Raw genomic sequence first — 25,405 nt, forward strand, 5'->3', positions numbered from 1 at the left:
GGTGACACATCACGAGAGCGGAACCACCGGAGGAATAATCCGATGGTTCACAGCGTCCTCGCTGTGTTTTTCTTCAAAGGAACCTCGACCATCCGAAACCGGATGGACGGGGTATCAACATATCTGGCGTTGACTTTTGGCACGCTGTTGAGTTCTCAAGGAACGGATGCTTCCTTTGTACTCACCCTCTCGGGCTTTCCTCCGGGCTTCCCTTCGGTCTTGCGTTTCCGACTCTATCAGACCCTTTCGAGCCTCATTCCCAGTCGGTGGGCTTTGCCGTCGAACCTCTGGCTTTCGCCTGTCGGCCTTTCGACATTCACTACGCTAACCGATCCCTCCGCCCGATTCATAATCGGGCGCTGCGGTTGTCGAATTCAGACACGCGAACATGACGAATCCGCCCCCGCTGAGGGGTGATCGTAGGTAGTGGGTGGCCGCTTCCGGCTGCAGGCGATCGCCGTACCCGGGTCAAGCGGCTCGGACTACCTTACGCATCCTCGGGGTGTGAGTCAACTTCGGCGGCGGCGCGGCACGTGGGCCCGGTAGGGGCTCACCGTCGGGTCGTTGTCGATCCAGTAGCGCCAGGGGTGAACGGCCCCCTCACCGGAGACTCCGGTACGCGGGCCCTTGCGTACCTGGTCGGGGACCGCGGGGGTGCCGGTGAGCATACGGAGCGGGGCGTCGCCGGTGGCGCAGGCGTCCGCGCCGTTCAGGGCGCGGTCGACGCCGAGGGCCGTGGCCAGGCGGGCCGGTCCTTTGGCCAGTTCTCTGTCGCTGCGGGCCGAGAGCCGACGCGTGCGGGCCGCCTCGACGCCCTCGACCACCTCGCCGGCCCGGAGGAGCACCCCGCTCGCCCGCCCTTCGGGGCCACAGACCAGGTTCATGCAGAACCACATGCCATAGGTGAAGTAGACGTACACATGACCGGGCTCACCGAACATCACCTCATTGCGGGCCGTGCGACCGCGATAAGCGTGGGAGCCCGGGTCGTTCGGACCGTCGTAGGCCTCCACCTCGGTAAGACGGAGAGCGATCGGACCCTCCGGGGTGCTGCGGACCAGGATCCGGCCGAGGAGGTCGGGGGCGACGTCGAGAACGGGGCGGTCGAAGAACTCCCTGGGCAGGGGCGTACGGTCGGGGGTCGCGATCATGCCGTCCGAGGGTACTGGAGACGGCTGGTTCCACGGGGTGGTCACCGGGCGCCGCGCTTGCCAGGGTGAGGGTCGGCGGAACCGGCCACGGCCGGATCGCGTTGTTAGGGATCAGCGGTCCTTGCACCAAACCGATGCAGGACGACAAAGGGGAGAGACATGGCGTTCAAGAAGCTGCTGGCGAGTCTGGGAGCCGGCGGGGCCTCGGTCGAGACGGAGCTGCACGAGGTCAACGTCGTACCGGGCGGGGTCGTCCAGGGCGAGGTGCGGATCCAGGGGGGATCCGTGAACCAGCAGATCGAGGGTCTGTCGGTCGGCCTGCAGGCCAAGGTCGAGGTGGAGAGCGGCGACGAAGAGTACAAGCAGAACATCGAGTTCACGAAGTCCTCGCTGGGCGGTGCCTTCGAGCTCCAGGCCGGTGCCGTGCACGCGGTGCAGTTCGGTCTGGAGATCCCCTGGGAGACGCCGATCACGATGATCGACGGGCAGTCGCTGCGCGGTATGAACATCGGTGTGACCACCGAGCTGGCCATCGCGCGCGCCGTGGACTCCGGTGACCTGGACCCGATCAGCGTGCACCCGCTGCCGGCGCAGAAGGCGATCCTGGACGCGTTCATCCAGCTGGGGTTCCGCTTCAAGAGCGCGGACATGGAGCGCGGCCACATCCGTGGCACCCGGCAGAAGCTGCCGTTCTACCAGGAGATCGAGTTCTTCCCGCCGCAGCAGTACCGGGGGCTGAACCAGGTCGAGCTGAGCTTCGTGGCCGACGAGCAGGCCATGGACGTCGTGCTGGAGATGGACAAGAAGCCGGGTCTGTTCGCCGAGGGCAGCGACACCTTCCGTTCCTTCAAGGTGGGGCTGAACGACTACCAGGGGACGGACTGGGCGGCGTACCTCAACCAGTGGCTGTCGGAGGTCGGCAGCAAGCGCAACTGGTTCTAGGGTTCTAGGCTCGGTCCCGACCGAACGCAGACGATCAGGAGGTACCGAGGTGTCCGAGCTCAAGCGCCGGCCGCTCCCCCACGACTTCCATCCGCCCGTGCCGTCGTTCACGGTGACGAGCGAGGATGTGAAGGAGGGGGCCACGCTCGGGGATGCTCAGGTCCGGTCGGCCGGCGACATCTCTCCGCACCTGCGCTGGGAGGGCTTCCCGCCGGAGACCCAGAGCTTCGCCGTGACCTGCTACGACCCGGACGCCCCGACGGGCAGCGGGTTCTGGCACTGGGTGGTGTTCGACATCCCGGTCTCGGTGACCGAGCTGCCGGCCGGTGCGGGCAGCGGATCGTTCGAAGGGCTGCCGGAGGGCGCCGTGCAGGTGCGCAACGACTACGGCAGCAAGGACTTCGGCGGTGCCGCGCCGCCGCCCGGGGACGGGCCGCACCGGTATGTGTTCACGGTGTACGCCGTGGATACGGAGAAGCTGGGTCCGGACTCGGACGCCTCTCCTGCCGTTGTGGGCTTCAACCTGCGGTTCCACACGGTCGCCCGCGCCCATCTGGTCGGTGAGTACGAGGTGCCCGCAGAATCCTGAGCGGCTCGTACGGCCTCGAGCGTTCACCGAACGTTTGCCCGCCCCTGGTCTTGGAATTGATCAGGGGCGGGCATTTTTGTTGCCGGAGGCCGCGGGGTCGCCTCCCGTGGGAGCAACAGCGGATATTGCGTTGTCCATCTCGGCGCGCCCGGCCAGAGTTGATCCCGGTCCGCCGAGGGGTGGGCCGGTGCGCACGGGAGGTGGGCTGGTGATGCGGGACACACTGGTGCTGAACGCGAGCTTCGAGCCGTTGTCGACGGTGACGCTGAACCGGGCCGTCGTTCTGGTGCTCCAGGACAAGGCCGTCGTCGAGCAGGCCCACCCCGAGCTGCGGATGCGGGGGGCCGCGGTCGACATACCGGCGCCCCGGGTGATCAGGCTCTGCCACTACGTGCGGGTGCCGTTCCGAAGACGCGCGCCGTGGTCGAGGCGGGGCGTTCTGGTGAGGGACCGTCACCGGTGCGCCTACTGCGGGCGGCGGGCCACGACGGTGGACCACGTGGTGCCGAGGTCGCGTGGCGGGCAGGACACGTGGCTGAACACGGTGGCGTCGTGTGCGCAGGACAATCACCGGAAGGCGAACCGGACGCCCGAGCAGGCGGGTATGCCGTTGCTGCGTCAGCCGTTCGAGCCGACGCCCGCCGACGCGATGCTGTTGGCGCTGGGCCACGACGACTTCGAGGCGCTGCCTGAGTGGTTGACGCTGGATGCGGCGTGACGGCTGCGCCGTAGAGGGTGGGGCCGCTCCCCGGGGCGCGGGTCGCGCGTGGTCGTTCGCACGGCTCCCCGCGCCCCTGGGCGGGTCAGTCGATGGAGGGCTTCTCCCGGCGTTCCTGGGGCGGGACGCTGGGGGCGGGGGCGCCGCCGTTGCCGCCCAGGCCGCCGAAGTTGCCCATCGCGCCGGAGAGGCCCTTGAGAGCGTCGCCGATCTCGCTGGGCACGATCCAGAGCTTGTTGGCGTCGCCCTCGGCGATCTTCGGAAGCATCTGGAGGTACTGGTAGGAGAGCAGCTTCTGGTCCGGGTCGCCGGCGTGGATGGCCTCGAAGACCGTACGGACGGCCTGGGCCTCGCCCTCGGCGCGCAGGGCGGCTGCCTTGGCCTCACCCTCGGCGCGCAGGATCTGGGACTGCTTCTCGCCCTCGGCGCGCAGGATCTCGGACTGGCGGACGCCCTCGGCCTGGAGGATGGCGGCGCGCTTGTCGCGGTCGGCGCGCATCTGCTTCTCCATCGAGTCCTGGATGGAGGTGGGCGGTTCGATGGCCTTGAGCTCCACGCGGTTGACGCGGATGCCCCACTTGCCGGTCGCTTCGTCGAGGACGCCGCGCAGGGCCGCGTTGATCTCCTCACGGGAGGTGAGGGTGCGCTCCAGGTCCATGCCGCCGATGATGTTGCGCAGAGTGGTGACGGTGAGCTGTTCGATGGCCTGGATGTAGCTGGCGACCTCGTAGGTGGCGGCGCGGGCGTCGGTCACCTGGTAGTAGATGACGGTGTCGATGTTGACGACCAGGTTGTCCTGGGTGATGACCGGTTGCGGCGGGAACGGGACGACCTGTTCGCGCAGGTCGATGCGGTTGCGGATGGTGTCGATGAACGGAACGACGATGTTGAGGCCCGCGTTGAGTGTCCGCGTGTAGCGGCCGAAGCGCTCGACGATGGCCGCGCTGGCCTGTGGGATGACTTGGATCGTCTTGATCAGGGCGATGAAGACCAACACCACCAGGATGATCAGGACGATGATGATCGGTTCCATCGTCGGTTCCCCGAACCCTTCTTAGCCTCGGCACCTGCGGCCTCTTCCGTCTGTGGAGGATTCCGCGGTTGAAGATCTTGCTGGTCGAGTCTGACAGACCGTCGGCGCAACCGGGAGGCTGTTCGCCCCAGTTGTGTCGCGGGGTCACATGATGACGGCTGTGGCTCCCTCGATGTCCACTACGTCCACTTCCTGGCCGACCTCATAGGCGCGTCCGGCTTCGAGGGCGCGCGCCGACCAGACCTCGCCGGCCAGTTTGATCCGGCCGCCGGATCCGTCGACCCGTTCCAGGACGACGGCCTGTCTGCCTTTCAGGGCGTCGATACCGGTCGCCAGTTCGGGTCGTTGCGCACGGTGTCTGCGGGCGATCGGGCGTACCAGGGCGATGAGCGCGGTCGAGACGACGGCGAAGACAGCGACCTGGGCGACGGCTCCGCCGCCGAGGCCGGAGACCGCTGCCGCGGCGACGGTGCCCACCGCGAGCATGCCGAGTTCGGGCATCGCGGTGATCACGAGCCCGATGCCGAGTACCGCCGCGCCGATCAGCCACCACAGCCATGCGTCGATGTCCACCCGGCCATGGTAGGACCGCGCACCCGGTCACCGACAGGGCGCCGGTCAGTTTGAACGCGCCGTGCGGCTACGGGTTTTGATTCTCCGTACCGGTTCAGGCCATCGGGAGGCCCTGTGCGGTCCAGCGGTCGCCGACCTGCTCGACGACGAGCGGGAGGCCGAAGCAGAGGGAGAGGTTGCGGGAGGTGAGTTCGAGTTCCAGCGGCCCCGCCGCCAGTACCTTGCCCTGGCGGACCATGAGGACGTGGGTGAAGCCCGGGGCGATCTCCTCGACATGGTGGGTGACCATGATCGTGGAGGGGGCGATCGGGTCGCGGGCGAGCCTGCCGAGGCGGCGTACGAGGTCCTCGCGGCCGCCGAGGTCGAGGCCGGCGGCGGGCTCGTCGAGGAGCAGCAGCTCGGGGTCGGTCATCAGGGCGCGGGCGATGAGGGTGCGCTTGCGCTCGCCCTCGGAGAGGGTGCCGAACTTGCGGTCCAGGTATTCGGACATGCCGAGGCGGTCGAGGAAGGCGCGGGCGCGCTGCTCGTCGATCTCCTCGTACTCCTCCTGCCAGCCGGCGGTCATGCCGTAGGCGGCGGTGAGCACGGTCTGCAGGACGGTCTGCTTCTTGGGGAGCTTGTCGGCCATGGCGATGCCGGCCATGCCGATGCGGGGGCGCAGCTCGAAGACGTCGGTGCCCGGCTTGCCGAGGGTCTCGCCGAGGATGGTGGCCGTGCCCGTGCTGGGGTAGAGGTAGCTGGACGCGAGGTTCAGGAGGGTGGTCTTGCCGGCGCCGTTGGGGCCCAGGATGACCCAGCGCTCGCCCTCCTTGACCGACCAGGAGACCTGGTCCACCAGAGCCCGGCCCTCCCGGACCACGGATACGTCCTGAAGCTCCAGAACATCGCTCATGAGCGCGTTGTCTCCCCTTGCAGTGTGGCCGGTCTCGGCTGTCGCGTACGGCTGGTGGCTCGGTCCGCCGCACCCGTGGGCGCAGCCCACCATGAAATCTACGCCACCGTCCGACCCGGACATTCCTCCGGTCCGGTTCTCGGCTCTGTCTAGGGTGTAGGCATGCTCTCGGAACCTCGCTCTGGACGCCTTGCCGCTTGGGGGAACGCCCTGCTGGCCGGACTCGTCTCGCCGGACGACGCCGTGCTCTCCATCGTCGGGGAGGACGCGGTGCACCGGGTGGCGGGGCTGCCGGGTGAGTCCGCGCCGGTGGGGCTGACGCTGGCGCTGGGGCGGCTGCGGGCGCTCGGGGTGGGCGGGCTGCGGGTGGCGCTGCCGGCGCCGGGGCATCCGCTGGGGCTGAGCGGGCCGCCGGAGTTCAATACGCGGGCGCTGGAGGCGGAGGAGGCGGTGGTCTGTTGCGGGGCCGCGCTGGGGCTGGTGCCGGAGGTGTCCGAGGCCGGGCCCGACGGTGATGTGCATGTCGAGGTGGTCTGGCACTGTCTGTCGGCACGGGAGGCGCCGACGGCCGATGTGCCCTCGCTCGGGGAGGCGGAGCGGGAGCTGGCGGAGGCGTTGCGGGAGGCGACGGAGGTGCTGACGCGACTGGATGTGGCCGGGGCGGGGCCGGTGGCGGAGGCGGCGATCGAGGCGTACCGGGCGCGGGCCTTGTCGTCGCGGGGGCGGGAGGTTCTGGCGCCGGGGTATCCGCCTCGGGCGGTGCGGGTGCTGGAGCTGGCGCAGCGGGTGGGGGTGCTGGTCTCGCTGGCGGAGGGTGCGGGGCACGGGGGTGCGGTGAGTGCGTCGGAGATCTCGGCGCGGGCGGGGGCGCTGCGGCCGGTGGAGCGGACGGCTCGGCGGGCCTTGGTCGCGGCGTACAACTCCGTTGTGGAGGAGCGGGGGGTGGGGTGAGGTTTCGTCGGCTCGGTGCCGGTGCGGGTGCCGGTGCGGGCCGGGGGTGGACGTGGGCTGGGGAGCACGGGGCGTCGGGGCTGGCCGGGGGTGGGCAGCGCGGCCCGGCGCATGCGGGGTGCCGTCGCGCCCACCCGTGCCGCCCTGCGGCACGATTGCCCGCGGGGACGCGGGGACGCGGGGACGCGGGGACGCGGGGACGCGGGGACGCGGGGACGCGGGAGGGGAAGTGTTGTCGCGGTGCTTTGGGGGGGGGTGGTTATGGGGGTGGGTGGGGCAGGGTGGAGCCCCGGATGCCTGGGTGGGGGCCGGGCGTCCGGGGCTCGGGGGCCCGCGTCAGTGGTTGACGGCGGTGTTGCCGAAGGCCGGGTTCAGCAGGCCGATGACGTTGACGCTGTTGCCGGACACGTTCACCGGGACGTCGACCGGGACCTGGATGACGTTTCCGGAGACGACGCCCGGGGAGCCCACGGCCTCACCGTGCGCGTGGCTGCCCTCGGTGGCGGAGGCCATTCCGGTGCCGGCGGCGAGCAGGCCACCGGCCACCATCGTCACGGCCGCTGCCTTCTTCAGGTTCTTCACTTTCCGAGCCCTCCTCGCGATGACCGCGGCAGGCGCCGCGGCGTGCACTGGAGAACGGCCGGAGCGGACGCGGGATACGGCCGTCCGGGGGACATTCCCACTACGGTATGAATCTCGCACCGGAGGGGAACCTTCCGCCGGGTCTCGGCGTCCGGGTCAGCCGCTGAGGCCGTGGCGGACGGCCCAGAGGGCGGCCTGGGTCCGGTCCGCCAGGTCGAGCTTCATCAGGATGTTCGACACATGGGTCTTCACGGTCTTCTCCGAGAGCACGAGCGCGCGGGCGATCTCCCGGTTGGCGCGGCCGTCCGCGATGAGCCCGAGCACCTCGCGCTCCCGCTCGGTGAGGGAGCCGCCGCGTCCCGGGCCCGAGCCGGTCTCCTCCTGGGACAGCAGCGCGCCGGCCACCTCCGCCTGGAGCAGGACGTGCCCGGCGTGCACGGAGCGGATGGCTCCGGCGAGCGCTTCGGGGTCGATGTCCTTGTACACATAGCCCGCGGCGCCCGCGCGGAGGGCGGGGACGACCGTGCGTTGCTCGGTGAAGCTGGTGACGACCAGCACCCTCGCGGGGTGGGCCAGTTCGCGGAGCCGGCGCAGCGCGTCGACGCCGTCCATGCCCGGCATCCTGACGTCCATGAGGATGACGTCGGGTGCCAGCTCCTCCGCCAGGGCGACCCCTTCGGCGCCGTCCGCGGCCTCGCCGACGACCTCGATGTCGCCCTGCACCTCGAGGAAGGTGCGCAGGCCCCGGCGCACCACCTGGTGATCGTCGACCAGCAGCACCTTGATCGCGTCAGCCACCGGGAACCTCCATCTCGATCGTGGTGCCCTTGCCGGGCGCCGATTCCACGCTCAGCCTGCCGCCGACTCCGCTCGCCCGGTCCCGCATGGAGACGAGTCCCAGATGGCGGCCCACGCGGCGCACTGCGCACGGGTCGAAGCCGCTGCCGTCGTCGCTGACCCGCAGCACCGCCCCGCCGCCCCGGCGGTCCAGAGTGACCTCGACGTGCTCGCCCCCGGAGTGCCGCAGGGCGTTGTGCAGGGCCTCCTGGGCTACGCGCAGCACCGCTTCCTCCTGGGCCGCGGGCAGGGCGCGTACGCCGTGGCCGGTGAAGGTCACCCGTGCGGTGTGGGCGCGGTCGAGGACCTGGATCTGGGTGCGGAGGGTGGCGACCAGGCCGTCCTCGTCGAGGCCGGCGGGGCGCAGTTCGACGACGGCGGCGCGCAATTCCTCGACGGCCTCGGCGGCCAGGGCGGCCACCTGCTGGAGTTCGCCCTTGGCGCGGGAGGGATCGCGGTCTACGAGGCGGGCGGCGGCCTGGGCGGTGAGCCGCAGGGAGAAGAGTTTCTGGCTCACGGCGTCGTGGAGCTCATGGGCGAGGCGGGAGCGTTCCTCGGCGATGGTCAGTTCGCGGCTGCGCTCGTAGAGCCGGGCGTTGGTCAGGGCGATCGCGGCGTGCTGGGCGAGGATGGTGAGGAGTTCCTCGTCGTCCTCGGTGAAACCGCAGGTGCCTTCGGGCCTGGCGGACTTCTTGTTGGCCAGGAACAGGGCGCCGATGACCTCGTCCCCGTCGCGGATGGGCAGGCCCAGGAAGTCGGCCAGTTCGGGGTGGGCGCTGGGCCAGCCCCCGAAGCGTGGATCGCGGCGGACGTCGGCGAGGCGCTGCGGTGTGGCCTCGTCGATCATCGCGGCGAGGATGCCGTGCTGGCGCGGCAGGGGACCGATGGCCTTCCACTGGTCGTCACTGACGCCGTCGACCACGAACTGGGCGAAGCCGCCGTGGTCGTCGGGCACGCCGAGGGCGGCGTACTGCGCGTCGAGGAGGTCGCGGGCCGAGGCGACGATCGTCTTCAGGACGTCGCGCACCTCGAGGTGCCTGCTCATGGCCAGCAGCGCGGAACTGACCGCGGCGAGGCCGGACCGGGGGCCTTGGCTCATGTCCTCACGGTACCGGCGGACCGTGACCGCGCGGATCGGGCGGGCGACGGCCCTCGGCCGGGCGCTGGTCCTAGGTCCGCCGGTCCCGCGCCGCGTCCGCCGGCGTAGGACCCGGAGGCCCGGAGGCCAAGGGCAGCGGCCCAGGAGGAATCGGACCGGTGGCGCTGCGTCCCGGGCCGAGACGACGGAGAGAGGGCACGCCGGTCACACAGCGACGGCCACGAGGGGACGGCTGCTCCCTCGGTGACCGGGAGGACCGGAACGTGACCGCGGGACGGCCGGACGGGGCACGGCGACGGACCACCTCACGCAGCGCATTGCTCCAGCAACCGCGCGTGAGACAGGGAGGCCGCCGGTGTGAGGCCGGGCATAGGGCGCACATCACGTACGAAGCGGGGTAGGAGAGACATACCGCCCCTGCGAGCGGGGCGTTCTGTCCGATCTGGGGCACTTCGCCCACCCCCGCTCCACTACCCGGCTTCGTAGGTCACACCTTTGCCTCGCCATTTTGCGGCCGCTAAGAATGGCTGCGTCGCTCAGCGCCGTGGATGTCGATCCGCGGCGTTTGTGCCGGAAGCACCTGTCCCCGCCGGACATTGAGCGACCTCCGCGCTATTCGAAGAGGTCCGTCCCGCATGTCCAAGAACATCCTGACCCGTGGCCATAGTCGTGCGCTGACCCGTCACCACAAGCTGGCCGTCGCCGGTGTCGCGGCTCTCGGTGCCGCCGCGATCGGCTTCTCGGCCGTCCCGAGCAACGCGTCCACGACCACCACGGCCGAGGCCGCCTCCGCCCCCGCGGCGAAGGTCACGTACAGCACCGTGCCGATCGAGGGCGTCGAGGCCGACGTCACCGACCAGCTCGCGGGCTCCAGCGTCAAGATCGAGCGGATCGCGGCGAAGAAGGAGGCCGCGACCCAGGCCGCCGCCGAGAAGAAGGCCGCCGCTGCCGCCGCGAAGGCCGAGGCCGAGAAGGCCCGCCAGACCGAGGAGGCCGCGAGCCGCGCCGCGGAGCGCGCCGAGGTGAAGAAGGCCGCTCCGAAGACGTACGGCAACAGCCTGGACGGCTGGATCCGTGAGTCGCTCGCCATCATGAAGAAGCACGGCATCCCCGGCTCCTACGAGGGCATCCACCGCAACATCATGCGGGAGTCCTCCGGCAACCCGAAGGCGATCAACCTCTGGGACATCAACGCCCAGAACGGCATCCCCTCCAAGGGACTGCTGCAGGTGATCCCCCCGACGTTCGACGCCTATCACGTCCCGGGCACCCCGAAGAACATCTACGACCCGGTCGCCAACATCACCGCCGCCTGCAACTACGCGGCCGACAAGTACGGCACCATGGACAACGTCGACAGCGCGTACTGAGGTCGGCGCGGACCTCTTCTCGCGAACACGGACGCCGAAGGGCGGCACCCTCCTGACGGGGTGCCGCCCTTCGGGGCCGTACGGCGGGGATCAGTTGCGCATGACCTCGGGCTCGTGGCGGCGCAGGAAGCGGGCCACGAAGAAGCCGCAGATCACACCGAGGACGACCAGCGCGCCCATGTCCATCACCCAGGCGCCGACCGTGTGCTCCCACAGCGGATCGGGGTCCCCCGCCGTCTCCGGGGGGCTGATCCTGTTGAAGTCCAGCGTGGCGCCCGAGGCGGCGACCGCCCAGCGCGACGGCATCAGGAACGAGAACTGGTTGACGCCTATCGAGCCGTGCAGCGCGAACAGACAGCCGGTGAAGACGACCTGGATGATCGCGAACATCACCAGCAGCGGCATGGTCTTCTCGGCGGTCTTCACCAGCGAGGAGATGATCAGGCCGAACATCATCGAGGTGAAACCGAGCGCCATGATCGGCACGGACAGCTCCAGCAGCGTGAAGCCGCCGAAGACCAGCCCCTCCTCCGGGAGCTCCCGGCTGGAGAAGCCGATCACACCGACCAGCAGGCCCTGCAGCACGGTGATCATGCCGAGCACGAACACCTTGGACATCAGGTACGCCGAGCGGGACAGGCCGGTGGCGCGCTCCCGCTCGTAGATGACCCGTTCCTTGATCAGCTCACGTACGGAGTTCGCCGCTCCCGCGAAACACGCGCCGACGGCGAGGATCAGCAGCACCGTGGTCGCGGTGCCGTTCGGGATGATCCGGCCGGTCTCCGGGTTCGGCGGATTGGGCAGCAGCCCCTTGTCCGCGTCGATGAGCAGGCTGACCGCGCCGAGAACGGCCGGCAGGATCACCATCAGGGCGAGGAAGCCCTTGTCGGAGACGATCACCGAGATGTAGCGGCGCACCAGGGTGACGAACTGCGACATCCAGCCCTGCGGCTTCGGCGGCTTCATCGCCTGCATCGCCGGGACCTGTACGGACTGGGCGGCGACCGCGTCGAGGTCCGCGGCGTACATCTGGTAGTGCTGCGAGCCCTTCCAGCGGCCCGCCCAGTCGTAGTCGCGGTAGTTCTCGAAGGCGGAGAAGACGTCGGCCCAGGTGTCGTAGCCGAAGAAGTTCAGCGCCTCCTCGGGCGGACCGAAGTACGCGACCGAGCCGCCCGGCGCCATCACCAGCAGCTTGTCGCAGCTCGCCAGCTCGGCCACCGAGTGGGTGACGACGAGGACGGTGCGGCCGTCGTCGGCGAGGCCGCGCAGCAACTGCATGACGTCGCGGTCCATGCCCGGGTCGAGGCCGGAGGTCGGCTCGTCCAGGAAGATCAGCGACGGCTTGGTGAGCAGCTCCAGGGCCACCGAGACACGCTTGCGCTGGCCTCCGGAGAGGGAGGTGACCTTCTTCTCCTTGTGGGGGTCCAGCTTGAGCTCGCGCAGCACCTCGTCGATGCGGGCGTCACGCTCGGCGGCCGTGGTGTCGGCCGGGAAGCGGAGCTTCGCCGCGTACTTGAGGGCCTTCTTGACGGTCAGCTCCTTGTGCAGGATGTCGTCCTGCGGGACCAGACCGATGCGCTGGCGCAGCTCGGCGAACTGCTTGTAGAGGTTCCGGTTGTCGTAGAGGACCTCTCCCTGGTCGGCGGGCCGGTAGCCGGTGAGTGCCTTGAGCAGGGTCGACTTGCCGGATCCGGACGGGCCGATGACCGCGATCAGCGACTTCTCGGGGACGCCGAAGGAGACGTCCTTGAGGATCTGCTTGCCGCCGTCGACCGTGACGGTCAGATGGCGGGCGGAGAAGGACACCTCACCGGTGTCGACGAACTCCTCGAGCCGGTCCCCGACGATCCGGAACGTCGAGTGGCCGACGCCCACGATGTCCGTGGGGCCGAGCAGCTGGGAGCCGCCCTTGGCGATCGGCAGACCGTTGACGTAGGTGCCGTTGTGCGAGCCGAGGTCGCGGATCTCCATGCGCCCGTCGGGCGTCGAGTGGAACTCGGCGTGGTTGCGGGAGACCTGGAGGTCGGAGACGACCAGGTCGTTCTCCAGCGCACGGCCGATGCGCATCACCCGGCCGAGGGAGAACTGGTGGAACGTGGTGGGGCTGCGGTCGCCATAGACCGGCGGCGCCCCCGCGCCGCCGCCGGGGCCCTGCTGCTGCGGGATGTGCGGCGCGGGCTGCCGCGGTTCCGCCTGCTGCTGCCAGTTGGGCTGCGCGGGCTGCTGCTGTGGCGGCGCCTGCTGGGTCCAGCCCGCGTTCGCGCCCTGCGCGGCGTACGGCTGCTGTGTCTGCGGCGTGGCGGCCGCAGCCGCGGCGCCGGACAGCGTCACGCGCGGTCCGTCGGTGGCGTTGCCCAGGTTCAGCACCGTGTCGGAGCTGATCTCCAGATGGTGGATCCGCTGCCCCTGTACGAATGTGCCGTTGGTGCTGCCGTGGTCCTCGATGACCCAGCCGCGCCCGTTGAAGCTGATCGTGGCGTGACGCCAGGAGACCCTGGCGTCGTCCAGCACGACGTCCCCCTGCGGATCACGTCCGAGGGTGTAAGCCCTGGACGGATCGAGCGTCCAGGTCCGTCCGTTTGATTCCAGTACGAGTTCCGGCACTCCAGCCCCACTGAGTTGTCCCCCGAGTTTCCCCCATCGCAGGGAGTCTAGGGATGTCGAACATCGGGGGGAACTATTTCAGGCTCGGCCCTCCGACCGAAAGCCGGGCCTTGTCACGAGCGCGCACCAACGCATCGACCGGCGTGCGTCGGCGGGGTTGAAATCGGCCCGGAGAGTGGTAAACCACGCGAGGGGGACATGCGCGGTCCACGTACCGCGCCGCGGATCGGGGGGTCTGCCATGAGTGCTGCCAGGAGCGTCGGCGACGCACGGCCCGGCCCGCGCGTGCCGTGGGCCGATGTGCTGATGACCGCGGTCGCCGCGGTGAGCTGGGCGCTGATCGGGATGGCGGGGACGGCCGCGCTCGGACTGCGGCTGCTGGACGCGGACGCGGCCGGTTCGCTGGGTCCGATGACCGCCGCCGTGGTGGCGCTGGGGGCGGGCGGTTCGGTCACGCCGTCCGGCGACGTGTCCGCGTACGGGCTGTCGGGCATGGAGGCGGACACGGCCGTCGGCGTCACGCCCCTGGGCGTGAGCCTGGTGGGGGCGCTGCTGCTCGCGTACTTCTTCCTTCGTTCCCTGCGGGCGGCGGGAGTCGCCCTCTCCCCCGCCGAACTTCTCGCCCGCGCGGGAGCGGTGGTCGCGCTGTTCGTGGCGATGACCGGCGGACTGGTCCGGGCCGGGCACGACGTCATCACCATCGACGGCGGCTCGCTGGTGCCGGCCGATCTGCCGGGCGCGGGTGGGGGCGGGGTCGAGATCCCGGGGCTGGGGGATGTCGGCGGGCTGGTGCCGGACCGGGTCGGTGACCTCGTCGATGCCTCGACGGCGGTCGGCTTCACCGTCGACACGGTACCGACGCTGCTCGGCGGGCTCGGCTGGTCGGCCGGTGTGCTGCTCGTCGCGCTGTGCGCGTCCCGCCGTACACCTCTGCCGCGCGGCTGGGACGCCGTGCACCGGGTGGTGCGGCCGGCGGTGTCGGCGGTGGTCGCGGTGCTGCTGGTGGCGGTGGCGGCGGGGCTGGCCGCGGCGGGGTACGCGGCGATCGGCGACGACCATCCCCGGCGGATCGCGGGGGCGGCGCTGCTGGGGGCGCCGAACGGGGTGTGGGTGGGGGTACCGATCGGTCTGTTCGTGCCCTGGGACGGGCGGGCGAGCGGGGCGCTGCTCGACGTGCTGCCGCACCCTGTGGACGACCTCCTGCGGGACGGTTCGGAGCGGCCCGTCATGCTGGGGCGACTGGCCGAGCTCGACGGGCGGATGTGGCTGCTGGGGGTGGCCGCCGCGCTGATGATGCTGCTGGCCGGGGTACTGACGGGAGTGCGCACGCCGGTGCCGGGGGCGCGGCCCGGGGCGGCGGGTTTCGCGGGGCGGTGCGCGCTGCGTCTGGGTGTCGCCACGGCGCTGACGCTGCCGCTGCTGGCCCGGCTGACGGAGGTGTCCGCGAACGCCTCGCTGTCCGTGCTGGGCTTCGACGCGTTCGACGCGGGCATCGAGCTGCGCGGGCGTCTCGGTACGGCCCTGCTGCTGGGGGCGGTGTGGGGTGCGGGCGCGGGCGCGGTGGGGGCGCTGCTGGCTTGGGTCAGCGGGGCGGCGGGGGCGCGGGCGGTGGCGGCGCGGGGTGCGGTGGGCGAGGAGGGGGATGCGTTGGGCGAGGAGGGGGATGCGTTGGGCGAGGAGGGGGATGCGTTGGGCGGGGAAGGGGATGCGTTGGGCGGGGAAGGGGGCGGGGAGGGGCAGGATGCGGCGCGGGCCGGGCCGTATGCGCCGGGGGTTCCCTACCGGCCGCCGAATCCGGACACCAATCCGTATCTGCGGCTGCCGCGGGAGGTGCTGGGGCCGTCGGTTCCGCCGGCTTCCGGCGGGGGTGAGGGGGATGTCTCCGGTGCGCCCACCGTGATCGGGCCGGCCGGGCCGGCCGGTCGGCGCGGGCCCCGGCGGCGAGCCGAAGGTCCGGGCGCGGGTGAGCGGCCACCCCTGTGGCCGGAGGAGGGACCTCCGCCACCGCCACCGCCGCCTCCGTGACCGGCCTCTTCCTTCGCCCCCGCCGCCCCGCCCCGTCCCGGAACCGGGGCTCCGGGGGCAGGGCGTCCGGGTGGCGGACCTCGGGAGCGCGGGGTGCCGGGTGCCGGATACGGTGGGAGCACCATGAGCGCATCGCAGACCTCCGACGTTCCCACTCTCCTTGTCAAGATCTTCGGCAGGGACAGGCCGGGCATCACGGCCGGCCTCTTCGACACCCTCGCCGCCTACTCGGTCGACGTGGTCGACATCGAGCAGGTCGTCACCCGTGGCCGCATCGTGCTCTGCGCGCTCGTGAGCGAGCCGCCGGGCGGCCTGGAAGGAGATCTGCGGGCCACCGTCCACAGCTGGGCGGAGTCGATGAAGATGCAGGCGGAGATCATCTCCGGCCGGGGCGACAACCGTCCTCGCGGGCTCGGCCGCTCCCTGGTCACGGTGCTGGGCCACCCCCTCACCTCGGAGGCGACGGCGGCGATCGCCTCGCGTATCACCAGAGCGGGCGGCAACATCGACCGTATCTTCCGGCTGGCCAAGTATCCGGTCACGGCGGTGGAGTTCGCGGTGTCCGGCGTGGAGACGGAACCGCTGCGCACCGCGCTGGTCACCGACGCGGCCCGGCTCGGGGTGGATATAGCCGTGGTCGGGGCGGGGCTGTACCGGCGGGCGCAGCGCCTGGTCGTCATGGATGTGGACTCCACGCTGATCCAGGACGAGGTGATCGAGCTCTTCGCCGCGCACGCCGGCTGTCAGGACAAGGTCACCGAGGTGACCGAGGCCGCGATGCGCGGCGAGCTGGACTTCGAGCAGTCGCTGCACGCCCGCGTGGCGCTGCTGGCGGGGCTGGACGCCTCCGTGGTGGACAAGGTCCGCAGCGAGGTGCGGCTGACGCCGGGCGCCCGCACCCTGATCCGTACGCTCAAGCGCCTCGGTTACCAGGTGGGCGTGGTCTCCGGTGGATTCACCCAGGTCACGGATGATCTGAAGGAGCGGCTGGGGCTGGACTTCGCCCAGGCCAACACCCTGGAGGTCGTCGACGGGAAGCTGACCGGCCGGGTGACCGGGGAGATCGTCGACCGGGCCGGCAAGGCGCGGCTGCTGCGCCGGTTCGCCGCCGAGGCGGGGGTGCCGCTGTCGCAGACGGTGGCGATCGGCGACGGTGCGAACGATCTGGACATGCTGAACGCGGCGGGGCTGGGTGTCGCCTTCAACGCCAAGCCGGTGGTGCGCGAGGCCGCCCACACGGCGGTCAGCTTCCCCTTCCTGGACACCGTGCTGTACCTGCTGGGTGTCACACGCGAGGAGGTCGAGGCCGCGGACACGCTCGACCTGGTCTGAGCCCGGCCGCGGACGCTGCGCGCATCGGTACGGCGCGGGCCCGGCACCGACGGACGTCGGATGCCGGGCCCGTGCCGTGTCCCGGTGTCACTCGGTCGGCGCCCAGTAGTCGGTCAGCGTGCCGGCACCCGGCTCGAGGGACTTCCACGAACCGGTGAAGGACACGATGGCGAAGGCGGCGGCCGGGTAGCCGAGGCGGCTCATGCGCTCACGGGCGTCGCCCTCGGACGTGCCGGCCAGAATGTCGGCGAGCCCCTGGATGCCCGGGTTGTGGCCGATCAGCACGACATTCTGCGCGTCGTCGGGGGTTTCGTTGAGCAGGGCGATCAGCTCGCCTGGCGAGGCCTCGTAGATCCGCTCCTCGTAGACCGTTTTCGGCCGCTGCGGGAACTCGTGTACCGCGATCTTCCAGGTCTCGCGGGTCCGGACCGAGGTGGAGCACAGGGCCAGATCGAAGGCGATACCGGTATCCGCGAGCTTGCGTCCGGCGACCGCGGCATCCGTGCGGCCCCGCTCGGCGAGGGGGCGCTCATGGTCGGACACCGGGGGCCAGTCGGCTTTCGCATGCCGGAAAAGGACAATCCTGCGGGGTTCTGCGACGCTCATGTAGCCCAGCTTCGCATGAAACAGGGCACGGGGCGCAGGGAGTTGACCAGCCCTTCGGAGGGTGTTCAGCGGGCCATGAGCTGCTGCGCGCGCTCGACGAGGTGGGTGATCGTGGGCTCACCCGCGGCCGCGTGGGCGTCGGCGGGGTCGAGGATCACGGTGAGCAGTGCCACGAAGGCGAGCGTGGGCAGGGCCAGGGCCCACCACGGCAGCCGGGTCTGGGCGCCGCCCCGGGGGGCCGGGTGGGGCCGGGTGTGCGTGCGCGCCGACATGGGGCCTCCGCTCCTCGCGTGTCCGTGGCCCGCCGTTCGCGGCCACATCTCGAAGGTACGGACCGTGCGGGCGCCAACCCATCCGGTGAGCCACCCACTTGACCCTGAGCCTGGCCCCCTAGGGGGTGGTGGTGCCAGCACCACCATCGTGCGCGGGCGGAGCCCGGGGGCGTCACGGCGCGAGGATGGTCGCTATCACTCCGATGACGATGAAGATGGCGAAGAACGCGCCGAAGATGAGCACCAGCTTGCGCTGGCCGTTCTGCGGATTCGGGTCGAGGACTGGCATGGGGCAAGTCTCGCATCCCGCTCGGGTGTGGCGCGCTTCAGGGGTGACGCGGCGTGGTGGCCTGCCGACCGGGGGAATGGGATGTCTGCGGGGCCTGCCCGGGAGGGTGCTCAGGTTCCGCGGGCCCGGCGGTGGGGTGCGGGTGGTGCGCTTGGCGGCGGGGTGTGCGTGGGTCGTGCGGCGAGGTCGCCAGGGCCGCGTCAGCGGGGAGGGGGCGGCCGGGGGCGCGTCACCCAGAGCGGGACGGTCGGGGTGGGTCGGTTGCGGCGGGTCGGTCGGGATGGGTCGGCTTCCGGGTGTGGGGGGTTGTCTTCTCGCCCCCGCCGCCCCTTCCCTTCCCGGCCCTGGGGGCTCCGCCCCCAGCCCCCCCCCGTTTGCGCAGTTCCCCGCGCCCCCTGTGGGGGTCAGGCGGGCGTTGCCTCTTCCTCTATCGTGCGGTCGCGGCCTGCCAGAATGCCGGCGATCATCTGCGGGATCATCAGACCGGCCATCAGGGCGATCGGCAGGCCCCAGCCGCCGCTGTGCTGGTAGAGCACGCCCACCAGGAGCGGACCCGGGATGGAGATCAGGTAGCCGGTGCTCTGTGCGAAGGCGGACAGCTGGGTCACGCCCGCGCTGCTCCGGGCCCGCATCCCGACCATGGTGAGTGCCAGCGGGAAGGCACAGTTGGCGACGCCCAGCAGCACCGCCCAGGCCCACGCACCGGCGGCCGGCGCGAGGTACAGGCCGGCGTAGCCGACGAGGCCGCTCGCACCCAGTACGAGCACGATCGGGCCCTGGTGGGGCAGCCGGGTGGCGAGGCGCGGTATGACGAACGCCAGCGGTACGCCCATCACCATGGTGACGGCGAGGAGCAGCCCGGCCGTACCGGCGGGGACGCCCGCGTCCCGGAAGATCTGCGCCATCCAGCCCATGGTGATGTAGGCGGCGGTGGCCTGGAGTCCGAAGAAGACGGCCAGCGCCCACGCGGTGCGACTGCGGGTGACGCGCAGCGCGGGCGCCGCCGCGGCGGCCGGTGCGTTCGAGTCCCGCGCGAGCGCCTGTCCGTCCGGGGACCCGCCGCGTGTGCGCACGAAGGGGATCCACGGCAGCACCGCGGCGGCGGCCAGGCCCGCCCACACGGCGAGGCCGGACTGCCAGTTCCCGCCCAGCGCGCCGGTCAGCGGCACTGTCACCGCGGCCGCCGTGGCGGTGCCCAGGGCGAGCGCCATGGAGTACAGGCCGGTCATGGTGCCGACCCGGTCGGGGAACCAGCGTTTGACGATGACCGGCATCAGGACGTTGCTGACGGCGATGCCCATCAGGGCGAGGGCGCTGGTGGCCAGGAAGGCCGCCGTGCCGCCGGCGTACGGGCGTATCAGCAGACCGGCGGCGATGGCGACCATGCCGGCGCAGACCACCGCGCCCGCCCCGAAGCGGCGGGCCAGGCGGGGTGCGGTGACGCCGAAGACGGCGAAGCAGAGCGGGGGCACAGAGGTGAGCAGTCCGGCGACGCTGCCGCTCATGCCGAGCCCGTCGCGGACCTCCTCGAGCAGGGCGCCCAGGCTGGTGATGGCGGGGCGGAGGTTCACCGCGGCCAGCACGATGCCGACGACGATCAGCCGCGTGCGCCACCCGCGCGCGTCCCGGGCTCCGGGGCGTTCACGGGCTTCGGGGACGGCCGGTGTGCGTGCGGTCGTGGACGTGGGCGTCCGGGTTTCCTCGCGAGCCATGGAGCCCATCATAGAATGATGGGATGATTAACTGTCCAGGTCGAGGTCGCCGTGGGGCGCCCCTGTCGTGCGAAGGTGTGTCATGCCTCTGAGCCATCCACGCCGTTCGGCGCTGTCCGAGCAGGTCATCACCGCTCTGCGGGCGCAGATCACCTCGGGTGAGTGGCCGGTCGGCGCCCGCATTCCCACCGAGCCCGAACTGGTCGAACAGCTGGGAGTGGCCCGTAACACGGTCCGTGAGGCCGTCCGCGCGCTGGCGCACAACGGGCTGCTGGACATCCGTCAGGGCTCGGGCACGTACGTGGTGGCCACCAGCGAGCTGGCGGGCGTGATGCACCGCCGTTTCGCCGGCGCCGACCCCCGGCACATTGCCGAGCTCCGTTCGACGCTGGAGTCCGCCGCCGCGCGGATGGCCGCCGAGCGGCGCACGGAGAAGGACCTCAAGCAGATCGACACCCTGCTGCTGCGCCGGGAGGAGGCCTGGGAGTCGGAGGACGCGGAGGCGTTCGTGGCGGCGGACGCCACGTTCCACCTGGCCGTCGTGGCCGCCTCGCACAACGACGTGATGACCGCGATGTACGCGGACCTGAGCGAGGTGCTCCGGGACTGGCTGCGCGGCGACGTGAGCGAGGGCATGTCCCCCGAGACGCATATGGACCACGGACGGCTGGTGGACGCGATCCGCGCGGGGGACGCGGCGACGGCGGCCGAGGAGGCAGCCGCCTACCCCTTCGCATGCCGTCCGGGGCGGACCGGCCCGGCCTCCGGCGGCTGAGCCGCCCGCCGCGTGCGGGACGCTGCGACACGAAGGGCCCGCGCCCCGGCGGGACGCGGGCCCTCGTGAGGCGTACGGGTCAGGCGCCGATGGCGTGCAGACCGCCGTCCACGTGCACGATCTCGCCCGTGGTCTTCGGGAACCAGTCGCTCAGCAGGGCGACGACACCGCGGCCGGCCGGCTCGGGGTCCTTCAGGTCCCACTCCAGCGGCGCGCGGGTGTCCCACACCGAGGCCAGCTCGCCGAAGCCCGGGATGGACTTGGCGGCCATGGAGCCGAGCGGGCCCGCGGAGATGAGGTTGCAGCGGACGTTCTGCTTGCCCAGGTCGCGCGCCATGTAGCGGCTGGTCGCCTCCAGCGCGGCCTTGGCGGGGCCCATCCAGTCGTACTGCGGCCAGGCGTACTGCGCGTCGAAGGTGAGGCCGACGACGGAGCCGCCGTTCTGCATCAGCGGCAGGCAGGCCATGGTCAGCGACTTCAGCGAGAACGCCGAGACGTGCATGGCCGTGGCGACCGACTCGAACGGCGTGTTGAGGAAGTTGCCCCCGAGCGCGTCCTGCGGCGCGAAGCCGATGGAGTGCACGACGCCGTCGAGGCCGCCCAGCTCCTCGCCGACGATGTCGGCCAGACGGCCGAGGTGCTCGTCGTTGGTGACGTCCAGCTCGATGACCTTGACCGGCTTGGGCAGCTTCCTGGCGATGCGCTCGGTCAGAGTGGGCCGCGGGAACGCGGTCAGGATGACCTCGGCGCCCTGTTCCTGGGCCAGCTTGGCGGTGTGGAAGGCGATGGACGCCTCCGTCAGCACACCGGTGATCAGGACGCGCTTGCCCTCAAGAATTCCGCTCATGGTGTGTCAGTGACCCATTCCCAGTCCGCCGTCAACGGGAATGACGGCTCCAGTGATGTACGAGGCGTCGTCCGAGGCGAGGAACCGCACGGCTGCGGCGATCTCCCCGGGCTTCGCGTACCGGCCCAGCGGCACCTGGGACACGATGGCCGACCGCTGGTCGTCGGTGAGCACCTTGGTCATGTCGGTGTCGACGAAGCCGGGCGCCACGACGTTGAAGGTGATGTTGCGCGAGCCCAGCTCACGGGCGAGGGACCGCGCGAAGCCGACCAGGCCGGCCTTCGAGGCGGCGTAGTTCGACTGCCCCGCGGAGCCGAGCAGTCCGACCACCGAGGAGATCAGCACGACCCGGCCCTTCTTGGCGCGCAGCATGCCGCGGTTGGCACGCTTGACGACCCGGAAGGTGCCGGTGAGGTTGGTGTCGACGACCGAGGTGAAATCCTCCTCGGACATGCGCATCAGGAGCTGGTCCTTGGTGACCCCGGCGTTGGCCACGAGCACCTCGACGGTGCCGTGCGCCTCCTCGATCTCCTTGTAGGCCTGCTCCACCTGCTCGGGGTCGGTGATGTCGCACCGGACGGCCAGGCAGCCCAGTTCGGTGAGGGCGGCCGGCGGCTCACCCGAGCGGTACGTGATGGCGACCTTGTCGCCGGCGTCGGCGAACGCGCGGGCGATGGCGAGGCCGATGCCCCGGTTGCCTCCGGTGACGAGAACCGAGCGGCTCAACGGATCACCCTTTCGATAGCGGTCTGGTCCAGCCGCCCCGGACCCCCCACGACAGGCGGCTTCCCCGAAAACCTATCGGTCCGGGTCCGCCGCGGGACATCAGGGCACCGACAGTGGCTCCCGTGGCCTCCTGTCGGGTTCCTACAGTTCAGCCGTCGTCTCGGTCCGCAGTAGCGGGTGCGTGGGCCGCCGGCGCTTCGGTGCGAGCGGTTCCGGGCATCCCGCGGCGTAGGTCACCAGAGCGGTGAGGTCGTCCCGCACGGAGAGGGCGCTCGCCGCATGCACTGCGGTCGGCCCCCTTGATCACGTGCATCCGCTGGGTCACGTGCCACGTCTTCGCATCGGACACCCGCCGGACGACGGACCACGCGACTGATTCACCCCACTGCCCCGCCCCTCCCCTTTCGCCGGTGGTCTGCCGGTCGTGCGCGCCAGGCATTTCAGGGAAGCCCGCTGCGTGAGACGTGGTTCACTGCCCCCCAAGGGTCAGTACAGGCAAGCCCCGAAGGGATTTCCACCCGTGCCCCATGAAGTCGATCAGTCGTTTCTGGCACTGCCGCTGAGAGCCCTCGCCGACGCCGCGCTCGCGCGGGCGCGGGCGCTCGGGGCGGAGCACGCGGACTTCCGTCTGGAACGGGTGCGCAGCGCGTCCTGGCGGTTCCGGGACGCCAGGCCGGCCGGATCGTCGGACACCACCGACCTCGGCTACGCGGTGCGCGTGGTGCACGGGGGGACCTGGGGGTTCGCGTCCGGGGTGGATCTGACCCTCGACGCCGCCGCCAAGGTCGCCTCGCGGGCGGTGGCGATGGCGAAGCTGTCCGCGCAGGTGATCCGGGCCGCCGGGTCCGACGAGAGGGTGGAGCTGGCCGACGAGCCGGTGCACTCCGAGAAGACCTGGGTGTCGTCGTACGGGATCGATCCGTTCGCCGTGCCCGACGGGGAGAAGGCCGGGCTGCTGGCCGAGTGGAGCGCCCGGCTGCTGGCGGCGGGCGGGGTGGACCACGTGGACGCCTCGCTGCTGACCGTGCACGAGAACAAGTTCTACGCGGACACCGCCGGGACCGTGACGACGCAGCAGCGGGTGCGGCTGCATCCGGCGTTCACGGCCGTGTCCGTGGACGACTCCAGCGGTGAGTTCGACTCGATGCGGACCACCGCGCCGCCCGTCGGGCGCGGCTGGGAGTATCTGACGGGCACCGGCTGGGACTGGGAGGACGAGCTGGCGCGGATTCCGGAGCTGCTGGCCGAGAAGATGCGGGCGCCGAGCGTCGAGGCGGGGCTGTACGACCTGGTGGTGGACCCGTCCAACCTGTGGCTGACCATCCACGAGTCCATCGGGCACGCCACCGAGCTGGACCGGGCGCTCGGCTACGAGGCGGCGTACGCGGGGACGTCGTTCGCCACCTTCGACCAGCTGGGGACGCTGAAGTACGGCTCCGAGCTGATGAACGTCACCGGTGACCGCACCGCCGAGCACGGGCTGGCGACCGTCGGCTACGACGACGAGGGTGTCGAGGCGCAGTCCTGGGACCTGGTGAGGGACGGCACGCTGGTCGGCTACCAGCTGGACCGGCGGATCGCCCGGCTGACCGGGTTCGAGCGCTCCAACGGGTGCGCGTTCGCGGACTCCCCCGGCCGGGTGCCGGTGCAGCGGATGGCGAACGTGTCGCTGGCGCCCGATCCGGCGGGGATGTCGACGGAGGATCTGATCGGGGGCGTGGACCGGGGCATCTACGTCGTCGGCGACCGGTCGTGGTCGATCGACATGCAGCGGTACAACTTCCAGTTCACCGGTCAGCGGTTCCACCGGATCGAGAACGGACGGCTGGCGGGGCAGTTGCGCGATGTCGCCTATCAGGCCACGACCACGGACTTCTGGGGATCCATGGCGGCCGTCGGCGGGCCGCAGACGTATGTCCTGGGCGGTGCCTTCAACTGCGGCAAGGCACAGCCGGGGCAGGTGGCGGCGGTGTCACACGGCTGCCCGTCCGCGCTGTTCAAGGGAGTCAACATCCTCAACACCACGCAGGAGGCCGGGCGATGAGCGCGCCTGTGAACAAGCCTTACGAGATCGTCGAGCGCGCGCTCGGGCTGTCCCGGGCCGACGGCTGTGTCGTGATCGCCGACGAGGAGTCGAGCGCCAATCTGCGCTGGGCGGGCAACGCGCTCACCACGAACGGTGTCACGCGCGGGCGCACGCTCACCGTGATCGCCACGGTGGACGGCGCCGAGGGCACCGCCTCGGGGGTCGTGTCCCGGTCCGCGGTGACCGTGGACGAGCTGGAGCCGCTGGTGCGGGCCGCCGAGGCCGCCGCGCGCGGCGCCGGTCCGGCCGAGGACGCTCAGCCACTGGTCACGGGGGTCGACCACTCCCCCGAGTTCACCGAGGCTCCCGCCGAGACCTCCTCCGCCGTGTTCGCGGACTTCGCTCCGGCGCTGGGCGAGGCGTTCGCCCGCGCGCGTGCCGGTGGCCGTGAGCTGTACGGCTTCGCCCACCACGAGCTGGTCTCCAGCTATGTCGGTACCTCGTCGGGGCTGCGGCTGCGGCACGACCAGCCGAACGGCACGCTGGAGCTGAACGCCAAGTCGCCGGACCGTACCCGGTCGGCGTGGGCGGGGCGCTCCACGCGGGACTTCGCGGACGTCGACCCGACCGCGCTCGACGCCGAGCTGGCCGTACGGCTGGGCTGGGCCGGGCGGCGTCTGGAACTGCCCGCGGGCCGGTACGAGACACTGCTGCCGCCGTCCGCGGTGGCGGACCTGCTGATCTACCAGCTGTGGTCGGCGTCGGGGCGGGACGCGGCGGAGGGCCGCACGGTGTTCTCCAGGCCGGGCGGCGGCACGCGGATCGGCGAGCGGCTGACCGAGCTGCCGCTGACGCTGCGCAGCGACCCGCGCGAGCCCGGACTGGAGTCGGCGCCGTTCGTGATCGCGCACTCCTCCGGCGGCGACCGGTCGGTGTTCGACAACGGACTGCCGCTGGAGGCCACGGAGTGGATCCGCGCGGGCGAGCTGAACCGGCTGACGACCAGCAGGCACGGCGCGGGCCTGACCGGGCTGCCGGTGACACCCGGGATCGACAACCTGATTCTGGACGGCGGCGGCGACCGGCCCCTGGAGGACATGGTCGCGGCCACCGAGCGCGGACTGCTGCTGACCTGTCTCTGGTACATCCGCGAGGTCGATCCGGCGACGCTGCTGCTCACGGGGCTGACCCGGGACGGGGTGTATCTCGTGGAGAACGGCGAGGTCACCGGGGAGGTCAACAACTTCCGGTTCAACGAGTCCCCGGTGGACCTGCTCGGCCGGGCGGTGGAGGCGGGCCGTACGGAGAGAACGCTGCCCCGGGAGTGGAGCGACTGGTTCACCCGGGCCGCGATGCCGGCGCTGCGGGTCCCCGATTTCCATATGAGCTCGGTCAGCCAGGGCGTATAACCTCGTAGGCGTTCACCATCGGCCGTCATCCGACCGGCCGGAGAT

24 protein-coding genes are annotated in these 25,405 nt (G+C 71.1%); 10 read left to right on the top strand and 14 right to left on the bottom strand.

Annotated elements, in window-relative coordinates:
- Positions 1–509: 509 nt before the first annotated feature.
- A complete protein-coding gene (locus HTV45_RS06625) occupies positions 510–1,151 on the bottom strand; it encodes a DNA-3-methyladenine glycosylase (protein ID WP_215204682.1) in 642 nt (213 codons plus the stop codon).
- Between the two features lie 159 nt (positions 1,152–1,310).
- On the opposite strand from HTV45_RS06625, the gene HTV45_RS06630 reads away from it, so the two are divergent.
- The 3 genes from HTV45_RS06630 to HTV45_RS06640 all read left to right on the top strand — a co-directional run bounded on the left by HTV45_RS06630 (position 1,311) and on the right by HTV45_RS06640 (position 3,400).
- Positions 1,311–2,093: a sporulation protein gene (locus HTV45_RS06630; protein WP_215204683.1), complete on the top strand. Its 783-nt coding sequence runs from the start codon at positions 1,311–1,313 to the stop codon at positions 2,091–2,093.
- 49 nt (positions 2,094–2,142) lie between these two features.
- Positions 2,143–2,682 (top strand): YbhB/YbcL family Raf kinase inhibitor-like protein, encoded by a 540-nt coding sequence (locus HTV45_RS06635; RefSeq protein WP_215204684.1) that lies wholly within the window; start codon positions 2,143–2,145, stop codon positions 2,680–2,682.
- 211 nt (positions 2,683–2,893) lie between these two features.
- Positions 2,894–3,400: an HNH endonuclease gene (locus tag HTV45_RS06640; RefSeq protein WP_215204685.1), complete on the top strand. Its 507-nt coding sequence runs from the start codon at positions 2,894–2,896 to the stop codon at positions 3,398–3,400.
- An 85-nt stretch (positions 3,401–3,485) separates the two neighbouring features.
- Here the strand turns inward: HTV45_RS06640 and HTV45_RS06645 are convergent, their stop codons facing one another.
- The 3 genes from HTV45_RS06645 to HTV45_RS06655 form a co-directional block, all read right to left on the bottom strand.
- Positions 3,486–4,433 carry an SPFH domain-containing protein gene (locus HTV45_RS06645; protein ID WP_215204686.1) on the bottom strand — a complete coding sequence of 316 codons (948 nt, stop codon included), beginning with the start codon at positions 4,431–4,433 and terminating at the stop codon, positions 3,486–3,488.
- A 144-nt stretch (positions 4,434–4,577) separates the two neighbouring features.
- Positions 4,578–5,006: an NfeD family protein gene (locus HTV45_RS06650; RefSeq protein WP_215204687.1), complete on the bottom strand. Its 429-nt coding sequence runs from the start codon at positions 5,004–5,006 to the stop codon at positions 4,578–4,580.
- Between the two features lie 94 nt (positions 5,007–5,100).
- Positions 5,101–5,898, bottom strand: a complete 798-nt coding sequence (locus HTV45_RS06655; protein ID WP_215204688.1) for an ABC transporter ATP-binding protein — start codon at positions 5,896–5,898, stop codon at positions 5,101–5,103.
- A 162-nt stretch (positions 5,899–6,060) separates the two neighbouring features.
- Here HTV45_RS06655 and HTV45_RS06660 point away from each other — a divergent pair, with 162 nt between their 5' ends.
- Positions 6,061–6,849: a hypothetical protein gene (locus HTV45_RS06660; RefSeq protein ID WP_215204689.1), complete on the top strand. Its 789-nt coding sequence runs from the start codon at positions 6,061–6,063 to the stop codon at positions 6,847–6,849.
- A 336-nt stretch (positions 6,850–7,185) separates the two neighbouring features.
- On the opposite strand, the gene HTV45_RS06665 is transcribed toward HTV45_RS06660, so the two are convergent.
- The 3 genes from HTV45_RS06665 to HTV45_RS06675 all read right to left on the bottom strand — a co-directional run bounded on the left by HTV45_RS06665 (position 7,186) and on the right by HTV45_RS06675 (position 9,367).
- A complete protein-coding gene (locus HTV45_RS06665; protein WP_103542920.1) occupies positions 7,186–7,431 on the bottom strand; it encodes a chaplin in 246 nt (81 codons plus the stop codon).
- Between the two features lie 156 nt (positions 7,432–7,587).
- On the bottom strand, positions 7,588–8,229 hold the full coding sequence (locus HTV45_RS06670; protein WP_215204690.1) for a response regulator transcription factor: 642 nt from the start codon (positions 8,227–8,229) through the stop codon (positions 7,588–7,590).
- Positions 8,222–9,367 carry a GAF domain-containing sensor histidine kinase gene (locus tag HTV45_RS06675; protein WP_215204691.1) on the bottom strand — a complete coding sequence of 382 codons (1,146 nt, stop codon included), beginning with the start codon at positions 9,365–9,367 and terminating at the stop codon, positions 8,222–8,224. The genes HTV45_RS06670 and HTV45_RS06675 overlap by 8 nt, the downstream gene beginning before the upstream one ends.
- A 635-nt stretch (positions 9,368–10,002) precedes the next feature.
- Between HTV45_RS06675 and HTV45_RS06680 the strand changes: the two genes are divergently transcribed.
- The gene (locus tag HTV45_RS06680; RefSeq protein ID WP_215204692.1) at positions 10,003–10,737 is read left to right on the top strand and encodes a transglycosylase SLT domain-containing protein; all 735 of its coding nucleotides are present in this window, start codon (positions 10,003–10,005) and stop codon (positions 10,735–10,737) included.
- Positions 10,738–10,827: 90 nt separating this feature from the next.
- Here the strand turns inward: HTV45_RS06680 and HTV45_RS06685 are convergent, their stop codons facing one another.
- Positions 10,828–13,341, bottom strand: coding sequence for an FHA domain-containing protein (locus tag HTV45_RS06685; RefSeq protein WP_215204693.1), 2,514 nt, complete (start codon positions 13,339–13,341; stop codon positions 10,828–10,830).
- A gap of 240 nt (positions 13,342–13,581) precedes the next feature.
- On the opposite strand from HTV45_RS06685, the gene HTV45_RS06690 reads away from it, so the two are divergent.
- The gene (locus HTV45_RS06690; RefSeq protein ID WP_215204694.1) at positions 13,582–15,366 is read left to right on the top strand and encodes a streptophobe family protein; all 1,785 of its coding nucleotides are present in this window, start codon (positions 13,582–13,584) and stop codon (positions 15,364–15,366) included.
- A 123-nt stretch (positions 15,367–15,489) separates the two neighbouring features.
- A complete protein-coding gene (gene serB / locus HTV45_RS06695; protein WP_215204695.1) occupies positions 15,490–16,698 on the top strand; it encodes a phosphoserine phosphatase SerB in 1,209 nt (402 codons plus the stop codon).
- A gap of 87 nt (positions 16,699–16,785) precedes the next feature.
- On the opposite strand, the gene HTV45_RS06700 is transcribed toward serB, so the two are convergent.
- The 4 genes from HTV45_RS06700 to HTV45_RS06710 all read right to left on the bottom strand — a co-directional run bounded on the left by HTV45_RS06700 (position 16,786) and on the right by HTV45_RS06710 (position 19,577).
- Positions 16,786–17,304: a histidine phosphatase family protein gene (locus HTV45_RS06700; RefSeq protein ID WP_215204696.1), complete on the bottom strand. Its 519-nt coding sequence runs from the start codon at positions 17,302–17,304 to the stop codon at positions 16,786–16,788.
- A gap of 65 nt (positions 17,305–17,369) precedes the next feature.
- Complete coding sequence (locus HTV45_RS06705; protein ID WP_215204697.1) at positions 17,370–17,576, bottom strand: hypothetical protein; 207 nt, start codon at positions 17,574–17,576, stop codon at positions 17,370–17,372.
- Between the two features lie 172 nt (positions 17,577–17,748).
- Complete coding sequence (locus HTV45_RS34120) at positions 17,749–17,865, bottom strand: SGM_5486 family transporter-associated protein (protein WP_251691528.1); 117 nt, start codon at positions 17,863–17,865, stop codon at positions 17,749–17,751.
- Positions 17,866–18,269: 404 nt separating this feature from the next.
- A complete protein-coding gene (locus tag HTV45_RS06710; RefSeq protein ID WP_285899621.1) occupies positions 18,270–19,577 on the bottom strand; it encodes a CynX/NimT family MFS transporter in 1,308 nt (435 codons plus the stop codon).
- An 82-nt stretch (positions 19,578–19,659) separates the two neighbouring features.
- Here HTV45_RS06710 and HTV45_RS06715 point away from each other — a divergent pair, with 82 nt between their 5' ends.
- On the top strand, positions 19,660–20,352 hold the full coding sequence (locus HTV45_RS06715; RefSeq protein WP_215204699.1) for a FadR/GntR family transcriptional regulator: 693 nt from the start codon (positions 19,660–19,662) through the stop codon (positions 20,350–20,352).
- Positions 20,353–20,431: 79 nt separating this feature from the next.
- On the opposite strand, the gene fabI is transcribed toward HTV45_RS06715, so the two are convergent.
- On the bottom strand, positions 20,432–21,199 hold the full coding sequence (fabI, locus tag HTV45_RS06720; protein ID WP_215204700.1) for an enoyl-ACP reductase FabI: 768 nt from the start codon (positions 21,197–21,199) through the stop codon (positions 20,432–20,434).
- A gap of 6 nt (positions 21,200–21,205) precedes the next feature.
- Entirely contained in the window at positions 21,206–21,925 is a 720-nt protein-coding gene (gene fabG / locus HTV45_RS06725; protein WP_215204701.1) for a 3-oxoacyl-[acyl-carrier-protein] reductase, read from the bottom strand.
- Positions 21,926–22,445: 520 nt separating this feature from the next.
- Between fabG and HTV45_RS06730 the strand changes: the two genes are divergently transcribed.
- Both HTV45_RS06730 and HTV45_RS06735 read left to right on the top strand, forming a co-directional pair.
- Complete coding sequence (locus HTV45_RS06730; protein WP_215204702.1) at positions 22,446–23,969, top strand: TldD/PmbA family protein; 1,524 nt, start codon at positions 22,446–22,448, stop codon at positions 23,967–23,969.
- The gene (locus HTV45_RS06735) at positions 23,966–25,360 is read left to right on the top strand and encodes a metallopeptidase TldD-related protein (protein ID WP_215204703.1); all 1,395 of its coding nucleotides are present in this window, start codon (positions 23,966–23,968) and stop codon (positions 25,358–25,360) included. Before HTV45_RS06730 ends, HTV45_RS06735 begins: the two co-directional genes overlap by 4 nt.
- The last annotated feature ends 45 nt before the right edge of the window (positions 25,361–25,405 follow it).

Origin of the sequence: Streptomyces sp. CHD11 (genome assembly GCF_018638295.1) — a bacterium.
Taxonomy (GTDB): Bacteria; Actinomycetota; Actinomycetes; order Streptomycetales; family Streptomycetaceae; genus Streptomyces.

Coding starts and splice junctions, on each gene's coding strand:
- HTV45_RS06625 (WP_215204682.1), bottom strand. CDS start 1,151: ATGATCGCGACCCCCGACCGTACGCCCCTGCCCAGGGAGTTCTTCGAC.
- HTV45_RS06630 (WP_215204683.1), top strand. CDS start 1,311: ATGGCGTTCAAGAAGCTGCTGGCGAGTCTGGGAGCCGGCGGGGCCTCG.
- HTV45_RS06640 (WP_215204685.1), top strand. CDS start 2,894: ATGCGGGACACACTGGTGCTGAACGCGAGCTTCGAGCCGTTGTCGACG.
- HTV45_RS06645 (WP_215204686.1), bottom strand. CDS start 4,433: ATGGAACCGATCATCATCGTCCTGATCATCCTGGTGGTGTTGGTCTTC.
- HTV45_RS06655 (WP_215204688.1), bottom strand. CDS start 5,898: ATGAGCGATGTTCTGGAGCTTCAGGACGTATCCGTGGTCCGGGAGGGC.
- HTV45_RS06660 (WP_215204689.1), top strand. CDS start 6,061: ATGCTCTCGGAACCTCGCTCTGGACGCCTTGCCGCTTGGGGGAACGCC.
- HTV45_RS06675 (WP_215204691.1), bottom strand. CDS start 9,367: ATGAGCCAAGGCCCCCGGTCCGGCCTCGCCGCGGTCAGTTCCGCGCTG.
- HTV45_RS06680 (WP_215204692.1), top strand. CDS start 10,003: ATGTCCAAGAACATCCTGACCCGTGGCCATAGTCGTGCGCTGACCCGT.
- HTV45_RS06690 (WP_215204694.1), top strand. CDS start 13,582: ATGAGTGCTGCCAGGAGCGTCGGCGACGCACGGCCCGGCCCGCGCGTG.
- serB (WP_215204695.1), top strand. CDS start 15,490: ATGAGCGCATCGCAGACCTCCGACGTTCCCACTCTCCTTGTCAAGATC.
- HTV45_RS06700 (WP_215204696.1), bottom strand. CDS start 17,304: ATGAGCGTCGCAGAACCCCGCAGGATTGTCCTTTTCCGGCATGCGAAA.
- HTV45_RS06705 (WP_215204697.1), bottom strand. CDS start 17,576: ATGTCGGCGCGCACGCACACCCGGCCCCACCCGGCCCCCCGGGGCGGC.
- HTV45_RS34120 (WP_251691528.1), bottom strand. CDS start 17,865: ATGCCAGTCCTCGACCCGAATCCGCAGAACGGCCAGCGCAAGCTGGTG.
- HTV45_RS06710 (WP_285899621.1), bottom strand. CDS start 19,577: ATGGCTCGCGAGGAAACCCGGACGCCCACGTCCACGACCGCACGCACA.
- HTV45_RS06715 (WP_215204699.1), top strand. CDS start 19,660: ATGCCTCTGAGCCATCCACGCCGTTCGGCGCTGTCCGAGCAGGTCATC.
- fabI (WP_215204700.1), bottom strand. CDS start 21,199: ATGAGCGGAATTCTTGAGGGCAAGCGCGTCCTGATCACCGGTGTGCTG.
- HTV45_RS06735 (WP_215204703.1), top strand. CDS start 23,966: ATGAGCGCGCCTGTGAACAAGCCTTACGAGATCGTCGAGCGCGCGCTC.